This window comes from Lelliottia nimipressuralis, from assembly GCF_041464075.1.
In the GTDB taxonomy this organism is placed as follows: Bacteria; Pseudomonadota; Gammaproteobacteria; order Enterobacterales; family Enterobacteriaceae; genus Enterobacter; species Enterobacter nimipressuralis.
Genome location: NZ_CP167172.1, coordinates 475936 through 495527 on the forward strand (window position 1 = coordinate 475936; position 19592 = coordinate 495527).

15 protein-coding genes are annotated in these 19592 nt (G+C 56.6%); 6 read left to right on the forward strand and 9 right to left on the reverse strand.

Annotated elements, in window-relative coordinates:
- The first annotated feature begins 93 nt into the window (after positions 1-93).
- Entirely contained in the window at positions 94-834 is a 741-nt protein-coding gene (gene cysQ / locus ACB496_RS02300) for a 3'(2'),5'-bisphosphate nucleotidase CysQ (protein ID WP_100777860.1), read from the forward strand.
- Here the strand turns inward: cysQ and ACB496_RS02305 are convergent.
- Positions 828-1385, reverse strand: a complete 558-nt coding sequence (locus ACB496_RS02305; RefSeq protein WP_100777859.1) for a YtfJ family protein — start codon at positions 1383-1385, stop codon at positions 828-830. The genes cysQ and ACB496_RS02305 overlap by 7 nt on opposite strands.
- 320 nt (positions 1386-1705) lie before the next feature.
- Between ACB496_RS02305 and ACB496_RS02310 the strand changes: the two genes are divergently transcribed.
- Positions 1706-1912 (forward strand): DUF1107 domain-containing protein, encoded by a 207-nt coding sequence (locus tag ACB496_RS02310; protein WP_012015808.1) that lies wholly within the window; start codon positions 1706-1708, stop codon positions 1910-1912.
- 74 nt (positions 1913-1986) lie between these two features.
- Here ACB496_RS02310 and ACB496_RS02315 read toward each other — a convergent pair whose 3' ends face one another.
- The 6 genes from ACB496_RS02315 to ACB496_RS02340 all read right to left on the reverse strand — a co-directional run bounded on the left by ACB496_RS02315 (position 1987) and on the right by ACB496_RS02340 (position 9573).
- Entirely contained in the window at positions 1987-3324 is a 1338-nt protein-coding gene (locus ACB496_RS02315) for a hemolysin family protein (RefSeq protein ID WP_100777858.1), read from the reverse strand.
- Between the two features lie 193 nt (positions 3325-3517).
- Positions 3518-5056, reverse strand: coding sequence for an MFS transporter (locus ACB496_RS02320; RefSeq protein ID WP_123429602.1), 1539 nt, complete (start codon positions 5054-5056; stop codon positions 3518-3520).
- A gap of 58 nt (positions 5057-5114) precedes the next feature.
- The gene (locus tag ACB496_RS02325) at positions 5115-6140 is read right to left on the reverse strand and encodes a Gfo/Idh/MocA family protein (RefSeq protein WP_371974245.1); all 1026 of its coding nucleotides are present in this window, start codon (positions 6138-6140) and stop codon (positions 5115-5117) included.
- Between the two features lie 12 nt (positions 6141-6152).
- The gene (locus ACB496_RS02330; RefSeq protein ID WP_371974246.1) at positions 6153-7220 is read right to left on the reverse strand and encodes a Gfo/Idh/MocA family protein; all 1068 of its coding nucleotides are present in this window, start codon (positions 7218-7220) and stop codon (positions 6153-6155) included.
- Positions 7221-7222: 2 nt separating this feature from the next.
- Complete coding sequence (locus ACB496_RS02335) at positions 7223-8401, reverse strand: Gfo/Idh/MocA family protein (protein ID WP_371974247.1); 1179 nt, start codon at positions 8399-8401, stop codon at positions 7223-7225.
- Between the two features lie 17 nt (positions 8402-8418).
- Positions 8419-9573 (reverse strand): Gfo/Idh/MocA family protein, encoded by a 1155-nt coding sequence (locus ACB496_RS02340; RefSeq protein WP_371974248.1) that lies wholly within the window; start codon positions 9571-9573, stop codon positions 8419-8421.
- Positions 9574-9763: 190 nt separating this feature from the next.
- Here ACB496_RS02340 and ACB496_RS02345 point away from each other — a divergent pair, with 190 nt between their 5' ends.
- Complete coding sequence (locus tag ACB496_RS02345) at positions 9764-10822, forward strand: LacI family DNA-binding transcriptional regulator (RefSeq protein ID WP_100777852.1); 1059 nt, start codon at positions 9764-9766, stop codon at positions 10820-10822.
- On the opposite strand, the gene msrA is transcribed toward ACB496_RS02345, so the two are convergent.
- Positions 10823-11464, reverse strand: a complete 642-nt coding sequence (gene msrA / locus ACB496_RS02350) for a peptide-methionine (S)-S-oxide reductase MsrA (RefSeq protein WP_107702372.1) — start codon at positions 11462-11464, stop codon at positions 10823-10825. It lies immediately after the preceding gene.
- Between the two features lie 224 nt (positions 11465-11688).
- Between msrA and tamA the strand changes: the two genes are divergently transcribed.
- From tamA to ACB496_RS02365, 3 genes are read left to right on the forward strand one after another with little or no spacing between them, the layout of a single operon-like run.
- The gene (tamA, locus tag ACB496_RS02355; RefSeq protein WP_100777850.1) at positions 11689-13422 is read left to right on the forward strand and encodes an autotransporter assembly complex protein TamA; all 1734 of its coding nucleotides are present in this window, start codon (positions 11689-11691) and stop codon (positions 13420-13422) included.
- Positions 13419-17195 (forward strand): autotransporter assembly complex protein TamB, encoded by a 3777-nt coding sequence (gene tamB / locus ACB496_RS02360; protein WP_371974249.1) that lies wholly within the window; start codon positions 13419-13421, stop codon positions 17193-17195. The genes tamA and tamB overlap by 4 nt, the downstream gene beginning before the upstream one ends.
- Positions 17196-17197: 2 nt before the next feature.
- Positions 17198-17542 carry a gamma-glutamylcyclotransferase gene (locus tag ACB496_RS02365; protein WP_095280525.1) on the forward strand — a complete coding sequence of 115 codons (345 nt, stop codon included), beginning with the start codon at positions 17198-17200 and terminating at the stop codon, positions 17540-17542.
- A 41-nt stretch (positions 17543-17583) separates the two neighbouring features.
- Here the strand turns inward: ACB496_RS02365 and ACB496_RS02370 are convergent, their stop codons facing one another.
- A complete protein-coding gene (locus ACB496_RS02370; protein ID WP_371974250.1) occupies positions 17584-19566 on the reverse strand; it encodes a TonB-dependent receptor domain-containing protein in 1983 nt (660 codons plus the stop codon).
- Between the last annotated feature and the right edge of the window lie 26 nt (positions 19567-19592).

Here is a 19592-nt window from a genome sequence, read left to right on the forward strand (position 1 = left end):
AACCAGAATTGCTTCACAGATAGCGGAATTGTTAACAATACGATATAACTAAAACAATAAGTTATGACCACTGCGATAACGAAGAGGTGGATAATGTTAGATAAAATTTGTCAGCTCGCACGGGATGCGGGTGATGCCATTATGCAGGTCTACGATGGCACAAAGCCGATGGACGTTGTCAGCAAAGCGGATGACTCTCCGGTGACAGCGGCCGATCTCGCGGCCCACGAGGTGATCCTCAAAGGACTTCAGGCCCTGACGCCGGATATCCCGGTGCTGTCTGAAGAAGATCCGCAGAGCTGGGATGTGCGCCAGCACTGGCAGCGCTACTGGCTGGTTGACCCGCTGGATGGCACCAAAGAATTTATCAAGCGTAACGGTGAGTTCACCGTCAATATTGCCTTGATTGAAAACGGGAAAGCGGTGCTGGGCGTGGTCTACGCGCCGGTGCTGAAGGTGATGTACAGCGCCGCAGAAGGCAAGGCGTGGAAGGAAGAGAGCGGTACGCGCAAGCCCATCCAGGTGCGCGACGCGCGACCACCGCTGGTGGTCATTAGCCGTTCCCACAGTGACGCTGAGCTGCAGGAGTACCTGCATCAAATCGGCGAACACCAGACGACGTCGATTGGCTCGTCGCTGAAATTCTGCCTGGTGGCGGAAGGGCAGGCGCAGCTGTATCCGCGCTTTGGGCCAACCAACGTCTGGGATACGGCGGCAGGTCACGCGGTGGCGTCTGCCGCGGGCGCACACGTTCACGACTGGCAGGGCAAGCCACTGGACTACACCCCGCGCGAGTCGTTCTTAAATCCGGGCTTCCGGGTCTCGATTTACTGACCGAGCAATTTGTGCAGCAGGGCGACAACCTGCTGCACCTCTTCCTGCGTCAGCGCGCCGTCTTTCACCCATTGCACGCGGCCATCTTTATCCAGCACCACAATCGCTGAACTCTCCTCTTCCAGACCCCAGGCTTTACGCGTCACGCCATCGCTGTCGACAATAAACTGCGACCACGGATAGAGCTTTTTATTGCTCTCCAGGCTGCTGCGCACAAACATGCCCGAGCCTGGAATCGCGTCATCGGTGTTCACGATGGTGGTGGTCTGGTAACGGTCGTGCGGGAATTTTCCAGTCTTAATCGCTTCCACGAGGGTGGCATTTTTCTCTTTTGCCGAGGTACGACCGGCAATATGTTGCACCACTCGCACTTTGCCCGCGAGCTGCGCGCTATTCCAGGGTTTATAGCTAAACTTATCATTGTCGAGAATCAATTCTCCCCGATCGGCGATACCGACTGGTGGCACACGTTGTCCCTTTTCAATGTTGTGTGCGGAAGCCATCAGCGGCAGTAACAGGCAGGCTGCGGCCAGGATGTTACGAAGGGTCATGGTGTTTCCTTATAGTTGCAGGTGATCCGACCACTTGGTCTTACGGTTAATCATAAGTGCGATCAATCGGCTTTTCCCGCAATCCGAGTGCCAGTTTGCGGGCGAACGCACATATCCGTAAAAAAACGAAGGCTTATACTGCTTTTAGAAATGCTATGCAAAGAATGTTCTGAATATTTGTAATCAAACGGTAAATAAACTTATGCATACTGGGTATCAACGTTTTTCTGGTCTATAGTCATTGAGCAATAAATTTGCGCTCAGGACAGTCGGCCCGATTGTGGCGCCGCAAGAGCGTATGATTCGCAGGAGATACAAGAATGAAAATTTTCCAACGCTACAACCCGCTTCAGGTGGCGAAGTACGTGAAGATCCTGTTCCGAGGACGGTTGTACATCAAGGATGTTGGCGCTTTCGAATTTGATAAGGGCAAAATTCTTATCCCGAAAGTGAAGGACAAACAGCACTATTCTGTGATGTCCGAAGTCAACCGCCAGGTTATGCGTCTGCAAACTGAGATGGCTTAACCACGTGCTATGCAGTAGTTAAAGCAGTATATAAAAACGGCTCCCATTGGGAGCCGTTGATGTTTGTGGGGCACTTACGCCGAGGCTTTCTCTTCCGCGTCTGGCAGCTTCGGCACCAGCACGGTCGGTTTGTTATCGATGCGTGTCACCAGCAGCTGGTCGATGCGGTAGTTGTCGATATCCACCACTTCAAACTTATAGCCGGAGAACTTCACCGAGTCGGTACGTTTCGGGATTTTACGCAGCATAAACATCATAAAGCCGCCAATCGTCTCGTAGTTGCCCGACTGCGGGAATTCGTCGATATCCAGCACGCGCATCACGTCTTCAATCGGCGTGCCGCCATCCACCAGCCATGAGTTCTCATCGCGCGCGACGATCTGCTCTTCCAGACCCTGGCCCACCAAGTCACCCATCAGGGTGGTCATCACGTCGTTGAGCGTAATGATACCCACCACCAGCGCGTATTCATTCATGATCACCGCGAAGTCTTCGCCCGCAGTTTTGAAACTTTCCAACGCTTCGGAGAGCGTCAGGGTGTCCGGCACAATCAGGGTATTGCGGATCTGCACACCGCTGTTCAGCGCCAGGCTTTGGTTAGCCAGTACGCGGTTCAGCAGGTCTTTTGAATCGACGTAACCGATGATGTGATCGATATCTTCGTTACAGACCAGGAACTTGGAGTGCGGATGCTCGGCCACTTTGTTTTTAAGGCTCTGCTCGTCTTCGTGCAGATCAAACCAAATCACGTTTTCGCGCCCGGTCATGGAGGACGGCACGGTACGGGATTCGAGTTCAAACACGTTCTCGATCAGTTCATGCTCCTGCTTACGCAGAACACCTGCCAGCGCACCGGCTTCAAACACCGCGTAAATATCATCAGACGTGATGTCATCTTTACGCACCATAGGCAGTTTGAAGAGGCGGAAAATGGTGTTTGCCAGGCCGTTAAAGAACCAGACCAGCGGACGGAACACGTACAGGCAGAAGCGCATCGGGTTGATGATGCGCAAAGCCACAGCTTCTGGCGCAATCATACCGATGCGTTTCGGGGTTAAATCCGCGAACAGGATGAACAGGCCGGTCACCAGCGAGAAGGAGAGAATAAAGCTCAGCTGCTCGGACAGTTCAGGCGAGAAGTACTTCGAGAACAGGCTATAGAAAGCCGGAGAAAAGGCTGCGTCACCCACGATACCGCCGAGAATGGCGACGGCGTTCAGACCGATTTGCACCACGGTAAAGAACATACCGGGATTTTCCTGCATTTTCAGGATGCGTTGTGCATTGAGATTGCCATCGTCGGCAAGCAGTTTAAGTTTGATCTTACGGGAGGCGGCCAGCGAAATCTCAGATATCGAGAAAAATGCACTGACGGCAATAAGACAAAGTATTACTAAAATACTGTTTAACATAGTTTATCCGGCTTCTCGCCAGATCCTCGGAAGGGAAGTTGATTTCGTTTGTGTGAAGACACATTGAACATCGGCTCGTAGCGTTGAGCCGATTATTTCAGCGGGTAGTATAGCGTAAACGTGTGTAAATCCGCCAGAGGTCACATTTTTGGCAAAAACAGGCCGGGCAGGCGGGTGCTGCCCGGCCCCTTAATCAGGACAAACTGACATTATCCACTGGTCGCCGTGCGGCGTTACCGCCCCAGACCTCGTCGTACTCATAGCCCGTGAGCTGTTTAATGACCACCCGGGTACGCGCATCGCAGTCGCGGTAATCGCCGCCAAGTTTGCGACGGGCGATCTCTTTGAGCAGCAGTTTGTGGGTGTCGCGCGTTAGGGTGAATTTATAGGTAGTGATGAAACTCACCGCCAGCAGCGCGGAGGTGGCAAACAGCATCAGGCCGATAATGGCGTACAGTGCCGATTCAGGCTGCGCACCGTTGCCTTTCACAAACCCGGACTCCTGCAACACCACGCCGATCAGCATGATCGCCAGCGCGACGGTGCTTTTACGCGTCAGCACCATGACGCCGGCAAAAATCCCCTCCCGGCGCTGCTGGGTAACCATCTCGTCGATGTCAGGAATAAAGCTGTAGATGTTCCACGGGATGTAATACAACCCGGCACGCGCCGCGCCAAGCAGAATAAAGACCGCCGAGAACAGCAGAGCAGGGACCTGGGTTTCCGTGTAATAGACGGCGAACAAGAACGCCAGCACGAAGAATATACAGCCGTAAGCGATTCGCAGCGCCGCCGACGGAGAAATATTCAGCCGGTTTAACAGCAACATAAATCCGTAAGTGCCCGGCACCGAGGCGAACGCGGCGATACTGAGCCAGCCTGAAACCGCCGCTGCGTCCTGGCTCAGACAATAAACCACGTAATAAGTAAAAACTGAACCGAACACATCCATCGCGGTAAACGAGAAAATATAGATGATGATGTGTAAACGAAAGGCGCGAATTTGGAAGGCGGAGAAGAGATCCAGCACCAGATATTTCAGGTGATTGAGTAAACCGCTACTGCGGTGGGTCTCAATTTTAAAATCGGACTCCTGATGCACATCTTTCGCCTCCCAGGTGGTGCGCCAGGTAATAAATACCGCGAGACAAAAGACGCAGGAGAAGATCAATCCGGTGAGGGTATAAGTAAACGGATTATCTTTCCCGGTGAAATGCATAATCACGCCGGGCACGGACACCGCCAGAAAACCGCCGAGCTGGGAGCAGATCATCCGCACTCCGGACAAGCGGCTGCGCTCTTCGTAGCGGTTGGTCATCTCAGCCGCCAGCGTTTCCCACGGTACCAGCACCATCGCCGACAATAATTCAATCGACAAATAGGTGCCGAGATAATACCAGTAGCCCATATCGGTTACCCACAGCAGGGCATATAAAAACATCAGCGGTGAACTTAATAATAAAAAGAAGCGGCGGCGACCAAATTTCCGCCCGAGCCAGGTATTGCCAAAATTGTCGGTGATATAACCCATGATCGGGCTTAATACGGCGTCAATTACCCGCGCAATAGCAAAGATAGAACCGGCTTCCAGCACGCTCAGTCCGCAATAGGTGGTATAAAAAAATAACAGCCAGGTGCCAATAATGGCGAAAGCGCCTCCGCCAAACAGATCGGTTATGCCGTAGCCAAGCGCCACACCATAACCAACCCTGCGTTCAGTTGGTTTGACCATAATTTTGATACTCAGAGTAGGGTTATTATGAACCAGATTTATTCTGGCCGATTTTTATTCACTGCTGATTAATCTCAATCCATTGCCGAATCTGGGATGAACGATAAATGGCCTCCACAAGGTTGATTGATTTTCCGGCTTCGCGAATATCGGTGTAATCCGCTTTTTCCGGGTTTTGGATGGCGGCATAAAAATCGCCAATCGCGTGCTGGTGGCCTAAACCCCAGTAGCTTTTTGCCACACCGTTTGGCGATGCGTCGCTTACCAGTTTCACCCGCTCGCCGTTGCACAACCGCCACAGGACGTTATCGCACAGCTGCAAGGTGCCGTGTTCGCAGTGAATCTCGAGCAGCAACGGCGAGTCGGTGGTGTGGCAGTTGGTGGCGTAAAACAGGCCACGTGCGCCGTTGGTGAAGTGCAGCGTCGCCATCGCACTGTCCTCGGCTTGCGTCACGTCGGCCAGCTCGCCGCTGTCGACGACCCCTTTCAGGCGCGTCACGCCGCCCGCAAACCACTGCATCAGATCGAGGGTGTGAATCGCCTGATTGATCAGCAAGCTCCCGCCCTCGGTGGCAAAATGCCCGCGCCAGGGGCTTTCGGTGTAATAAGCGCCCGAACGCGACCAGGTGAGCACGGCTTTGATACTCAGCATCTTGCCCATCTCCCCCTCTGCCAGCTCCCGTCGGATGCGCTGGCTGGTGGGGTTGAGCCGGTTCTGATAGCACACGCCAAGCAGACCTGCCGCATTCTGCACGGCGTGCGCGATCTCAGTGATTTCGCCGCCGTTCATCCCCACCGGCTTTTCGCAGAACACATGCCTTCCTGCCGCAAGGGCCGCCAGAATCATCCGTTTATGCTCGAAATGCGGCGTGCAGATGTGAATCACGTCGATTTCGTCATCCAGCAGCATCTCCTGATAATCCTGATAAAAGCGGCACTGATACGCCATCGCCAGCTTCAAACCGACTTCGCTGTTGATATCCGCCAGCGCGCGCAGGGTCACGCCAGGCATCTGGCGCAGGGCATTGACGTGGCAGCTGTGGATCGCACCGCCGCCGATAAGGGCTGCATTGAGCGTTTTCATCCGCACCTCTCGTTAATCCGCCGCGTTTGCCAGCATCTGCGCTTTCACGCACAGCTCGGCCGCTTTAAAGGCGTGCGCCTGGGTCATCGCGTTTTCGGTGCGATTCAGGCAGTCCAGAATTAGCTCGCCAAAGAACGGGAAGCCGACCTGGCCCGCCACCGGATAGCGGAATTCGCCCTCGTTGTTGACGAGATAGACCACGTCCTGTTCGCCGCGCGTGAGATCGACATATTTACGAATTTCGATATACCCGTCGGTGCCGAGCAGCGTCAGACGCCCATCGCCCCAGGTTGACAGCCCGTTGGGGGTAAACCAGTCGCAGCGGAAGTAGCCGCTGGCCCCGTTTTCACCCTTGAGCATCGCGTCGCCGAAATCTTCAAAATCTGGGTGGTGCGGATGGTTGAAATTTCGTGCCTGGCTGGCGACCACCGTGGCCTCGTGGTTGCCGGTGTAAAACAGGAATTGCTCGATCTGGTGGCTGCCGATATCGCACAGAATGCCGCCGAAATAGCGCCGCTCGTAGAACCAGTCCGGGCGGCCTTGCCCTTCGCGGTGCGGGCCCGTGCCGAGGGTCTGTACCACGCGACCTATCGCCCCCTGTTTCACCAGTTGCCCGGCAAACACTGCGCTTTCGACGTGCAGACGCTCGCTGTAATAGACCGCGTATTTACGCCCGGTTTTCGCCACCATCGCTTTGGCATCATCGAGCTGCTCCAGCGTGGTCAGCGGCGCTTTGTCGGTGAAATAGTCTTTACCGGCGGCCATGGCCTTCAGCCCCAGCGCGCAGCGCTCGGACGGAACCGCCGCCCCGGCGACCAGCTGCACGTCGCTGTCGGCAAGAATCACCTCCAGCGAGTCAGCGACCTTCACATGCGGATACTGCTGCACAAATTTATCCACTTTCGCGGGATCGGGATCGTAGACCCACTTCAGCGTCGCCCCGGCCTCCATCAGCCCGTTGCAGATGCCGTAGATATGGCCGTGATCGAGAGCCGCTGCCGCAAAGACAAATTCACCGGGCTGGACCACCGGCTGTGGTTTGCCCACGGGCGCGTAATTCATACCGTCATGTTTATTCATGGTCAGATCCCCTGGTCCAGATTTTTGCCTAATGGAATGGCGCCGGTTTCGCTGAAATTGGCGACGCTGGCGGATTTTTGGTAGAAGCGCGGGGCGAGCACGTTGGTGCCACCGGTGCGATAGAACGGGTCATCGCGGGAGATGGGCAGTCGGACCACACTTCCGGTGATGGACGATTTATAGATGGCGGTGATAAGTTCAAGGGAGCGTTTGCCCTGTACGCCATCGACCAGCGGAGCGGTTTGCTGTTCAACCGCGCGCAGCAGGTCGTGGATCTGCCCGGTATGCAGCGTCCACTCGAGTTTGGGCGTCTCGTGAAATACCGCATTCAGCTGCGTTTCGCGCGTCGTATCGTTCGTGGCCTGCGGGAAACCGTTGTCGGCGCTGACGCTGGCGAACACCTCCCACGGTGCGGAGATCCGCGCTTTCTCACCCTGAATCACAATCTTCTGATCTTCTCCGTGGTGCACCACGGAAGCGGTGAGCTGCGTGAGTGCGCCGCTGGGGTATTTGAAAATCGCGGCGCTCAGATCTTCCACTTCGGCGTTGTCGTGGGCGACGTTGGTCATCATCGCCACCACTTCCGACGGAAAGCCCAGCATCCACTGGATGGCGTCGATGTGGTGAACCGCATGGTTGAGGGTGCAGCCGCCGCCCTCTTTCTCCCAGGTGCCGCGCCACCACAGGTCGTAATAGCAGTGGCCGCGCCACCAGAACGAGTCCACCTGCGCGTGGCAGATTTTGCCCGCCAGGCCGGAATCCAGCGCCGCTTTCAGCCGCCAGAAGGCGTCGGTAAAGCGGTTCTGGGCGATAATCGACAGGGTTTTCCCGCTGGCTTGTTGTGCGGCAATCATCGCGTCGCACTCCTCAAGCGACGCGGCCATCGGTTTTTCACACAGGACGTGACACCCGGCGTTCAGGGCGTCGATGCTGATTTCGGCGTGGACGTAGGGCGGCGTGCAGACGTCGACGATATCAATATCCGCTTCGGCGGCCAGCATCTGCTGGTGGCTTTCATAGATGTGCGCGTCATTCAGGCCGTAGCGCGCTTTTTTCTCGTGCGCTTTTTCCGGGTAGATGTCCACCAGCGCCACGATGGTGCAGCGCTGGCCGAACTGCAAATAGCTCTGAATATGGTTATGCGAGATGTTCCCTGTTCCCACGATGGCGATTTTTAACATCGTTCTTTTCTCCGGTGTTACCAGGTGCCTGAGGCATCCAGGGTGCGGCTGGTGGTCTCTTTGTCCACAGAGGTGGCGATGCGCTGTTGCAGCAGGCGCAGGTACTGTTTTTCATTGAGCGGGAGCGTGACCCAGTCGTCCGTCCAGGTTGATAAATGCATGGCGTTGGAGAGCGTCAGGCCGTTGATCCCCTCAAACCCGGGTGCAATCAGCGGCTCGCCGCGCAGCACGGCGGCGCAGAAGTTGGCGGTAATGACGTGGTGTTCGCTGCACTCCGCAGCGACCGGGATGGAAACCTCCCAGCACTCCGGCTCGCCAAAGCCGTTTTGCCAGCGGGCGTTAAAGTCGGTTTCGGACTCCCGCAGCCGCCAGTAGCGCAGTTTTCCCTCTTCGACCACCACTTTGCCGCGATCGCCGGTGATCTCCAGCCGGTTGGTTCCCGGCGTTTCGGCGACGGTGGTGATAAACACCCCGGTCGCGCCATTGGCGTATTCGGCGTAGGCGGTCACCTCGTCTTCCACTTCAATCTGACGATGTTTACCGAACTGGCAAAACGCCCGCAGCCGCACCGGCATCCCGACCAGCCACTGCCAGAGATCGAGCTGATGCGGGTCCTGGTTGAGCAGCACGCCGCCACCTTCGCCCTTCCAGGTAGCGCGCCAGCCGCCGGAGTTGTAATAGCTTTGTGAGCGATACCAGTTGGTGATAATCCAGTTAGAGCGGCGGATTTCGCCCAGCTCGCCGCTGTCGATCAGATCTTTCACTTTCTGATACAGCGGGTTAGGGCGCTGGTTGTACATGATGCCGAACACCACGTCGCACTCGCGTGCGCAGGCGTTCATCTCCTGCACTTGTGCGGTGTAGACGCCCGCCGGTTTCTCGCACAGGGTATGAATGCCGTGGCGCATCGCCATGATGGAAAGCCGGGGGTGATCGTAGTGGGGCGTGGCGACAATGACAGCGTCGATTCGCCCGCTGGTGAGCAGCTCTTCGGCCTCATGAAAGAGCGCGACGGACTCGCCGACGAGCTGCCGAATGGCGTGATGTTTCTCGGGATCGTTATCGCAGACCGCCGTCAGACAGGCATCTTTAACGACACCCGCTAAAAGATAGCGCGCATGAACCGTGCCGATATTGCCGATACCAATAATGCCAAACCGTACCTTTTCCATGTCACACCTTAAGTCGTTAAAAAGAGTGATGAGGGGAAAATAGGAAAGGCGAACCGCAGCGACAATGTGTTTTTGTGAGAATACTCGCAAGGCGCATAAGTAAACACCTACGCCCGGTAAATTTGGTTTTAAAATCAACAGGCTGTTTCTGCAAATAATTGCAAAAACTGAATGCGAGCGAGGTCACACTATGCCGGGCAAGCTAAAAATGGACGAAATTGCGGCGTTGACGGGCTACTCCGTCAGCACCGTTTCCAGGGTTTTAAGCGGCAAATCCTATACCAGCGACAAGGCCCGCGAGGCCATCGTGCGCTGCGCGCGGGAACTTGGCGTGCTGGCGTCCATGGCGAGCGGGCGGCTGCTGATTAACGGCATTGCGGTGTTTGCCCCTGAACGCACCTTTCAGGGACGCGGGGATATTTTTTATCTTGAGGTGACGAAAGGCATTGCCGAAGCCAGTGCACCCCATGATGTCTGGATCAGTTATTGCGGATTAGAAGAACAGCGCGCGGACGTAAAATTATTTCTCGAAAAAGCCGGGCATAAAAATATTAACGCGATCATTATTATCGGTACTGATGATTCCACCATCTTTAAACTCGCCACCACCCTGAATAAGCCCTGCGTTTTAATTAACTCCATCGATCGGGAAATGGCGCTCGATTCTGTTTCGCCCGATCATCGCGCCATCGGGTTTACCGCCATGCGCCATCTCTTCGAGCAGGGCCACCGCCGAATTCTGACCATGACCTGCCTGCGTCGGGAGACGCTCTACGCACGCCTCGACGGCATTAAAGAGGCGTACCGCCATTTTCACGTGCCGTTCGATCCGCAAAACGATTTGCTGGTAACCGAGTGGTTTACGGCGGAGGAGGCCGAGCGCGCCCTTGACGACTGGCTGGCCGGGCACGATAAAACCCAGTGGCCGCAGGTGATTTTTCCTAACAGCACCAGTATGACGGAGGGAGTGCTCAGGGCGTTGCAGCGTCGCGGTCTGCGCGTGCCGGAGGATATCTCTATTATCACCACCGATTTCACCTGGAATCTGCAAAACCGGCTGGATGCGCCGGTGACAGGCGTCACGGTGCCGTGTCGTGAGCTGGGGATTGAGGCGGTGCACCTGCTTCAGACGCGGCTGAACCGGCCACAGGCGTCGGTGTTTAACCTGCTGTTGCAGGGTAAAGTGATGGATTTTGGATCGGTCAGTAATGCCACGCGCCACGCGGCTCGCGTGGCGCTGGATCAGTAATCAGGCCAACTGTGGCGGCAGGCAGACACCAATCCCGCCGATCCCGCAGTAGCCGTACGGGTTTTTGTGCAGATACTGCTGGTGGTCATCTTCCGCGTAGTAGAACGGCGTGGCGTTGGCGATTTCGGTGGTGACGTGACGCTTATCGCCCGCGGCGCTCATCGCCTCCTGGAAGCGGGTCAGGCTGGCGCGCGCGGCAGCGTCCTGCTCCGGCGTCAGCGGGTAAATGGCGGAACGGTATTGCGTGCCGTGATCGTTACCCTGCTGCATCCCCTGGGCCGGATCGTGGTTTTCCCAGAAAACCTGCAATAATTGTTCGTAGCTGATGATCGCCGGGTCGTACACCACGCGCACGGCTTCCGCGTGGCCGGTGTCACCCGAGCAGACTTCGCGGTAGGTCGGATTAGGCGTGTAACCGCCGGTGTAGCCCGCCGCCGTGCTGTATACGCCCGGCAGTTGCCAGAACAGACGCTCGACGCCCCAGAAGCAGCCCATGGCGAAGAGGGCGATCTCCATCCCGTCCGGGACGTTAGTCATTGAATGATTGTTCACAGCGTGTAAGGTAGCGACCGGCATTGGCGTATTACGTCCCGGCAGTGCATCTGCTTGAGAAACAAGATGCTTTTTGTCGAATAAACTCACGGTATGGCCTCCGGGGCAGCGATGTTTCAGTTAAGGTTGTCATGGAGCGTTTAATTGAACACAATAAATACGCTGAATGAGTCTAGATTTAAACATAAGAAATATTAGGCCTCTCGGCCATTTTTCAACCCTCTTATTGGGTTTTGGGCTTTATGCCGTGATACGCCGCGGAGCGGTACATCAATTGCTTCCAGGGGTGGAAACAAGGATATTCAGGAGAGAACGTGCCAAAGATCCGCCAGTTTTGTTTGGTCAGTTTATTGCTGACAAGCGGGGTCGCCAGCGCGGCGAATGTCCGTTTGCAGGTTGAGGGGTTATCCGGGACGCTGGAAAAAAACGTGCGTGCACAGCTGTCAACGATTGAGAGTGACGAAGTGACGCCGGACCGGCGCTTTCGCGCGCGCGTAGATGACGCGATCCGCGAAGGGTTAAAAGCGCTGGGCTACTACGAACCCACCATTGATTTCGATTTACGTCCACCACCGGCCAAGGGCCGTCAGGTGTTAATTGCCCGCGTTTCCAAGGGCGAGCCGGTGCTGATCGGCGGCACCAACGTGGTGCTGCGCGGCGGCGCGCGTACTGACCGTGATTATCTGGATCTGCTGGGCACGCGCCCGAAAGTCGGCACCGTGCTGAACCACGGCGACTACGACCACTTCAAAAAAGAGCTTACCAGCGTCGCGCTGCGTAAGGGCTACTTCGACAGCCAGTTCAATAAAAGCCAGCTGGGCGTTGCCCTCGACCGCCGCCAGGCGTTCTGGGATATCGATTACGATAGCGGCGAACGCTACCGTTTTGGCGACGTGACCTTCGAAGGCTCGCAAATCCGCGACGAGTATCTGCAAAACCTGATCCCTTTCAAAGAGGGCGATTACTACCAGTCAAAAGATCTGGCAGAGCTGAACCGCCGCCTGTCGGCGACCGGCTGGTTTAACTCCGTGGTTGTTGCGCCGGAATTCGACAAGGCGCGCAAAACCAAAGTGTTACCGCTGCACGGCGTGGTTTCACCGCGTACCGAAAACACCATCGAAACCGGTGTCGGTTACTCAACGGACGTCGGCCCGCGCGTGAAAGCGACGTGGAAAAAGCCGTGGATGAACTCCTACGGCCACAGCCTGACCACCAGCGCCAGCATCTCGGCGCCGGAACAGCAGCTCGATTTCAGCTATAAAATGCCGCTGCTGAAGAACCCGCTGGAGCAGTATTACCTGGTGCAGGGCGGTTTTAAGCGTACCGATTTAAACGATACGGAGTCTGACTCCACCACTCTCGCGCTGTCGCGCTTCTGGGACCTCTCCAGCGGCTGGCAGCGGGCGATTAATTTGCGCTGGAGTCTCGACCACTTTACCCAGGCAAACGTCACCAACACCACCATGCTGCTCTATCCGGGCGTGATGATCAGCCGTACCCGCTCGCGCGGCGGCCTGATGCCGACCTGGGGCGATTCCCAGCGTTACTCGATTGATTACTCCAATACCGCCTGGGGATCGGACGTCGATTTCTCGGTAGTACAGGCGCAAAACGTCTGGATCCGTACGTTCTATGACAAACACCGCTTTGTGACGCGCGGAAACCTCGGCTGGATAGAAACCGGCGATTTCGAACGTGTGCCGCCAGACCTGCGTTTCTTCGCGGGTGGCGACCGCAGTATTCGCGGCTACAAATACAAATCGATCTCCCCGAAAAATGACAAAGGCCAGCTGATGGGGGCCTCCAAACTGGCGACCGGCTCGCTGGAATACCAGTACAACGTCAGCGGCAAATGGTGGGGAGCGATGTTTGTCGACGGCGGTGAAGCGGTGAGCGATATTCGCAAAAGCGATTTCAAAACCGGTGCGGGCGTGGGCGTGCGCTGGCAATCGCCGGTCGGGCCGATCAAGCTCGATTTCGCCGTTCCGGTCGGCGACAAAGACGAACACGGTTTACAGTTTTACATCGGTCTGGGGCCTGAATTATGAGTTTATGGAAGAAGATCAGCCTCGGCGTTCTGATTTTTATCGTGCTGCTGCTCGGCACGGTGGCGTTCCTGGTGGGCACGACCACCGGCTTGCATCTGCTGTTTAACGCGGCTAACCGCTGGGTGCCGGGGCTTGAGATTGGCCAGGTGACGGGCGGCTGGCGCGATCTGCGTCTGAAGAATATCCGCTACCAGCAGCCCGGCGTGGCGGTGAACGCGGGCGAGTTTCACCTTGCGGTTAAGCTCAGCTGTCTGCGTGACAGCAGCCTGTGCGTCAACGATCTGTCGTTAAAAGACGTCAACGTGGCGATAGATTCGGACAAAATGCCGAAATCTGCCCCTGTCGAGGAGGAGGACAGCGGCCCGCTGAACCTCTCCACTCCCTATCCGATTGCGCTGTACCGCGTGGCGCTCAATAACGTCAATATTAAGATCGACGACACCACCGTTTCGGTAATGGACTTCACCTCCGGCCTGCGCTGGCAGGAGAAAAACCTGACGCTGACGCCGACCTCTCTACAGGGGCTGCTGATCGCCCTGCCGAAAGTGGCGAAAGTGGCACAGGAAGAGATCGTCGAACCGAAAATTCAGAACCCGCAGCCGGAAGAGAAACCGCTCGGCGAGACCCTGAAAGATCTCTTCTCGAAGCCGGTTCTGCCGGAGATGACCGACGTTCATTTGCCGCTCAATCTGAATATCGAAGAGTTTAAGGGCGAACAGCTGCGCCTGACGGGCGACACGGATTTGACCGTGTTCAACATGCTGCTGAAAGTGAGCAGCATCGACGGCACCATGAAGCTCGATGCGCTGGATATTGATACCAACCAGGGGAGCGTGAACGCGACCGGACAGGCGCTGCTGCGCGACAACTGGCCGGTGGATATCACCCTCAACAGCGCCCTGAATATCGACCCGCTCAAAGGCGAAAAGGTGAAGCTGAAAGTGGGCGGTGCGCTGCGCGAGAAGCTGGAGTTTGGCGTGAATCTCTCCGGCCCGGTAGATATGGTGTTGCGCGGGCAGACTCAGCTGGCGGAAGCGGGTTTACCGCTGAATCTGGAGGTGATGAGCGAACAGCTTTACTGGCCGTTTACCGGCGAAAAACAGTTCCAGGCCGATAAGCTGAAGCTCAAGCTGAGCGGTAAAATGACCGATTACACCCTGTCGTTCCGCACGTCGGTGAAAGGCGAAGGGTTACCGCCTGCGGACATTACCCTGGATGCGAAGGGTAACGAGCAGCAGATTAACCTCGACAAACTCTCCGTGGCGGCGCTGGAAGGCAAAACCGAACTGACGGCGCTGCTCGACTGGCAGAAAGCGATCAGCTGGCGCGGCGAGCTGAACCTCAAAGGGCTCAACACCGCCAAAGAGGTGCCGGACTGGCCGTCGAAACTCGACGGGACGATCAAAACGCGCGGCAGTCTGTACGGCGAAAGCTGGCAGATGGAGGTGCCGGAGCTCAAAATCACCGGCAACGTGAAGCAGAATAAAGTGAACGTCGAAGGTTCTTTGCGCGGGAACAGCTATCTGCAGTGGATCATCCCGAAACTGCACGTGGCGCTCGGACGCAACACCGCCGATATCAAAGGCGAGCTGGGCGTGAAAGATCTCAATCTGGATGCCACCATCGATGCGCCAAATCTCGACAATGCCCTGCCGGGCCTCGGCGGCACTGCGAAAGGCTTAGTTAAAGTGCGTGGCACCGTCGATGCGCCGCAGCTGTTGGCGGATATCACCGCCAACAATCTGCGCTGGCAGGAGCTGTCCGTCGCGCGCGTTCTGGTGAAAGGCGACGTCAAATCCACCGATCAGATCGCGGGTAACCTGAACCTGCGCGTCGAGCGGATTTCCCAGCCGGATGTGAATATCAGCCTGGTCACGCTGGACGCAAAAGGGAGCGAGAAGCAGCACGACCTCCAGCTGCGCGTGCAGGGCGAGCCGGTCTCCGGCCAGCTGCATCTGACGGGGAGTTTCGACCGCAAAGAGGAGCGCTGGAAAGGGGTTCTGGATAATACCCGGTTCAGCACGCCGGTAGGGCCACTGACGCTGTCCCGCTCCATCGCGCTGGATTACCGCAATGCCGAGCAGAAAATCAGCATCGGGCCACACTGCTGGACTAACCCGAACGCCGAACTGTGCGTGCCGCAGACCATTGATGCCGGTGCGGAAGGGCGTGCGGTGGTGAATCTGAACCGCTTCGATCTCGCGATGCTCAAGCCGTTTATGCCAGAAACTACCGAAGCGAGCGGCGTCTTTAGCGGTAAAGCCGATGTGTCCTGGGACACCACCAAAGAAGGGCTGCCGCAAGGTAACGTGACCCTCTCCGGGCGCAACGTAAAAGTGACCCAGACGGTGAACGACGCGCCGCTGCCGGTGGCGTTCGAGACACTGAACCTGACGGCGGATCTGCATAACAACCGTGCGGAGCTGGGCTGGCTGATTCGCCTGACCAACAACGGACAGTTTGACGGCCAGGTGCAGATCACCGATCCGCAGGGACGGCGTAATCTGGGCGGTAACGTCAATATTCGCAATATGAACCTGGCGATGGTGAACCCGATCTTCTCCCGCGGCGAAAAAGCGGCGGGGATGCTCAGCGCCAATCTGCGTCTGGCGGGCAACGCCGAAAGCCCACAGCTGTTTGGCCAGATGCAGCTCAACGGTGTGGATATCGACGGCAACTTTATGCCGTTTGATATGCAGCCGAGCCAGCTCTCAATGAACTTTAACGGCATGAGCTCGACGCTGGCCGGGGTGGTGCGTACGCAGCAAGGGCAAATCAACCTGAGCGGTGACGCCGACTGGAGCCAGATCGATAACTGGCGCGCGCGCGTGGCGGCGAAAGGCAGCCGGGTGCGTATCACGGTGCCACCAATGGTGCGCCTCGACGTGTCGCCGGATGTGGTGTTCGAGGCGACGCCGAGCCTGTTTACCCTCGATGGCCGTGTCGATGTGCCGTGGGCGCGCATCGTGGTTCACGACGTGCCGGAAAGCGCCGTCGGCGTTTCCAGTGATGAGGTTATGCTGAATAACGATCTGAAGCCGGTCGAAACTAAAAGCGCCGCGATTCCGATTAACAGTAACCTGATCATTCACGTTGGCAACAACGTGCGTCTCGATGCGTTTGGCCTGAAGGCGCGACTGACGGGTGACCTGAAAGTGGCGCAGGATCAGCAAGGACTGGGCCTGAACGGGCAAATTAACATTCCGGAAGGGCGTTTCCACGCCTACGGCCAGGATCTGATTGTGCGCAAAGGTGAGTTGCTGTTCTCCGGCCCGCCGGACCAGCCGCTGCTCAACATCGAAGCGATTCGTAACCCAGAGTCGACCGAAAACGATGTGATTGCCGGGGTGCGCGTCACTGGAACGGCCGACGAGCCGAAGGCGGAGATCTTCTCCGATCCGGCGATGTCGCAGCAGGAAGCGCTCTCTTATCTGCTGCGCGGGCAGGGTCTGGACAGCCAGCAGAGCGATAGTGCGGCGATGACCTCAATGTTAGTCGGCCTGGGGGTTGCACAAAGTGGTCAGGTTGTGGGTAAAATCGGCGAGACGTTTGGCGTAAGTAATCTGGCGCTGGACACCCAGGGGGTCGGTGACTCTTCGCAGGTGGTGGTCAGCGGCTATGTACTGCCGGGTCTACAGGTGAAATATGGCGTGGGGATCTTTGACTCACTGGCAACTCTCACGCTACGCTATCGGCTGATGCCTAAGCTATATCTGGAAGCGGTGTCTGGCGTAGACCAGGCGCTCGATTTGCTCTATCAGTTTGAGTTTTAGCAATGCGAATATTTGTATACGGCAGTTTACGCACCAGGCAGGGCAACAGTCACTGGATGACGAACGCCCAGTTGCTGGGAAATTACAATATCGAGAACTACCAGTTGTACAGTCTGGGCCACTATCCAGGCGCGGTTCCGGGGAACGGGACGGTACAGGGTGAAGTTTATCGTATTGATAACGCTACACTTGCCGAACTTGATGCCTTGCGCACCAGGGGCGGTGAATATGCACGCCAGTTGATCCAGACCCCGTATGGCAGTGCATGGATGTACGTGTACCAGCGTCCGGTCGATGGATTGAAACTGATTGAAAGCGGTAACTGGTTAGACAGAGACCAGTACTGATAAAAACAACGCCACCTTCGGGTGGCGTTGTTTTTGGTACCTTAAAACTCGATGCGCGCGCCAAGATTATACCGACGCCCTTCGAGTTGCCCGTATTCTCCCCACGACGTTTCGCGTTTCGGATCCGCATCAAACAGGTTGTAAATCCCCGCCAGCAGCTGCGTATTCTTATTCAGCTTATAGCGCGCACCGATATCGACCAGCGTGTAAGCCTCATACTTCGTACCGCTGTTGCTGTCCCGGTTACTGCTGCGGTAGTTCGCGTTGCTCCACAGATCCAGCGACTGCGTTGCCGCCCAGTTCAGCGACAGGTTCGCCATGTGGCGCGGATAGTCGTTCAGCGCGTAGCCTTTATTCACGCCGGATTTCTGCTCGCTGTGGTTGTAGGTGTAGTTCGCATTCGCTTTCAGATCCTGAGTGATCTGCCAGTCGCCATTCAGCTCGATACCGTAAACATCCGCTTTGCTGACGTTAAAGTATTTATCGACGGAATCCGCTTTATAGCCGTTCACTTCGCACTGGTTGGTGGCGGTGGTTTCGCAAATCGTCTGCTCGGAGATCTTGTCCTTAAACTGGGTGTAGAAGACGGTGCCGTCCAGCGATACGGCTTCCCCGGTCCAGTAGAGGCCCGTTTCGGCGTTGAGGCTTTTCTCTGGTTTCAGATCGTCGTTACCCACGGTCAGGAACGGATAGGGCGGCGTTGATCCGTGCGGCGTGACAAACTGATCGGAGGTGGCGCGCAGCTCCGGTTTTTTATAGCCAGCGGAGATCCCGCCTTTCAGCGCCCAGGCGTCGGAGATCGCCCAGTTGCCGTACAGTTTTGGTGTGATGTGCGCGCCGAAGTAGCTGTCGTAATCGCCGCGCGCGGAGGTGGTCAAGGTAAAGTCGTTAATCGCCCAGCCATCTTCCGCGAACAGCGCCCAGCCGTTGCGGGTCACTTTGGTGACCGGCTCGACGCCCGGCAGCGTTTTGCCCGACTCATAGAAGTGGTCGTTCAGCTCTTCGCGCGTGAAGTTCGCGCCGACGGTGAGTTTATGGTTATCGAAGGTAAAAGTGGTTTGCGAGTTGGCGACGTAGTTTTCCGTCTGCACGTACTCCGGCGAGGTGTTATCGAGCAGGTACTTCGAACGCCCTTTCTCGTAGTTGATGTAGTTAGTGGTGGCAATGGTGTCATCCGCATACCAGCCGGTGTGGGTGAGGGTCACGGCGTCGCGATCGAATTTCCACATCCACGGCGTACCGCGTTTTTTGGTGCGATTTTTTTCCTGTTCGCCGACAACCACATTCAGGTCAAAGAGGTTATTTTCGCTGGCCTTGAGGCCCAGGGTGGCATCGACGGATTTACGGTTGTGCTTGCCGAAGTAGTTCTGGCGCTCGTCATCGCGGCGATCCAGCCCGTCGGCGGCAATGCTCAGGCCAAGTTTGTCCTGGATGAGCGGTCCCATCGCGAACAGGTTCAGCTGGCTGGTGTTGCCCAGATCTTTATGCTCCTGCAGCCAGGTATTGGCGGCGATAGCGCCGGTCCAGTCGGCCACGCCGTAGGGTTTTTTGGTGATCACGTTCACCACGCCGCCGATGGCGTCAGAGCCGTACAGAGATGACATCGGGCCGCGAATCACTTCGATGCGTTCAATGGCTTCCATTGGCGGTAAAAAGCCTGCTTCGGCACCGATATCCTGGCCATAGGGGCGCGATTCGCTGGTGTTCTGCTTCACGCTGTTGACCATAAACGCCGTGTAGCTCGAATCCATACCGCGCATCATGATGCTGCCGTTGGCCATATCGCTGCCGCCGTTAGAGACCGACACGCCGGGGATATTTTTAATTGCGTCGCCGATGGTCTGGTCGGGCTGAATATCCAGCGTTTTGCGATCGATACTTGAAATCGTCGCGGGCGCTTCTTTTTTCTGTTGTGAAAAGCCGGTGGCGGTGACCACCATTTCATCATCCGCCTGCGCGGGTAAAACCAGTGTGCCGGTTAACGCCACCATGCCTGTGAACGTAATAAATTGACGCGTTTTCATAGCCATAAACCCAAAAGGAAAAATAA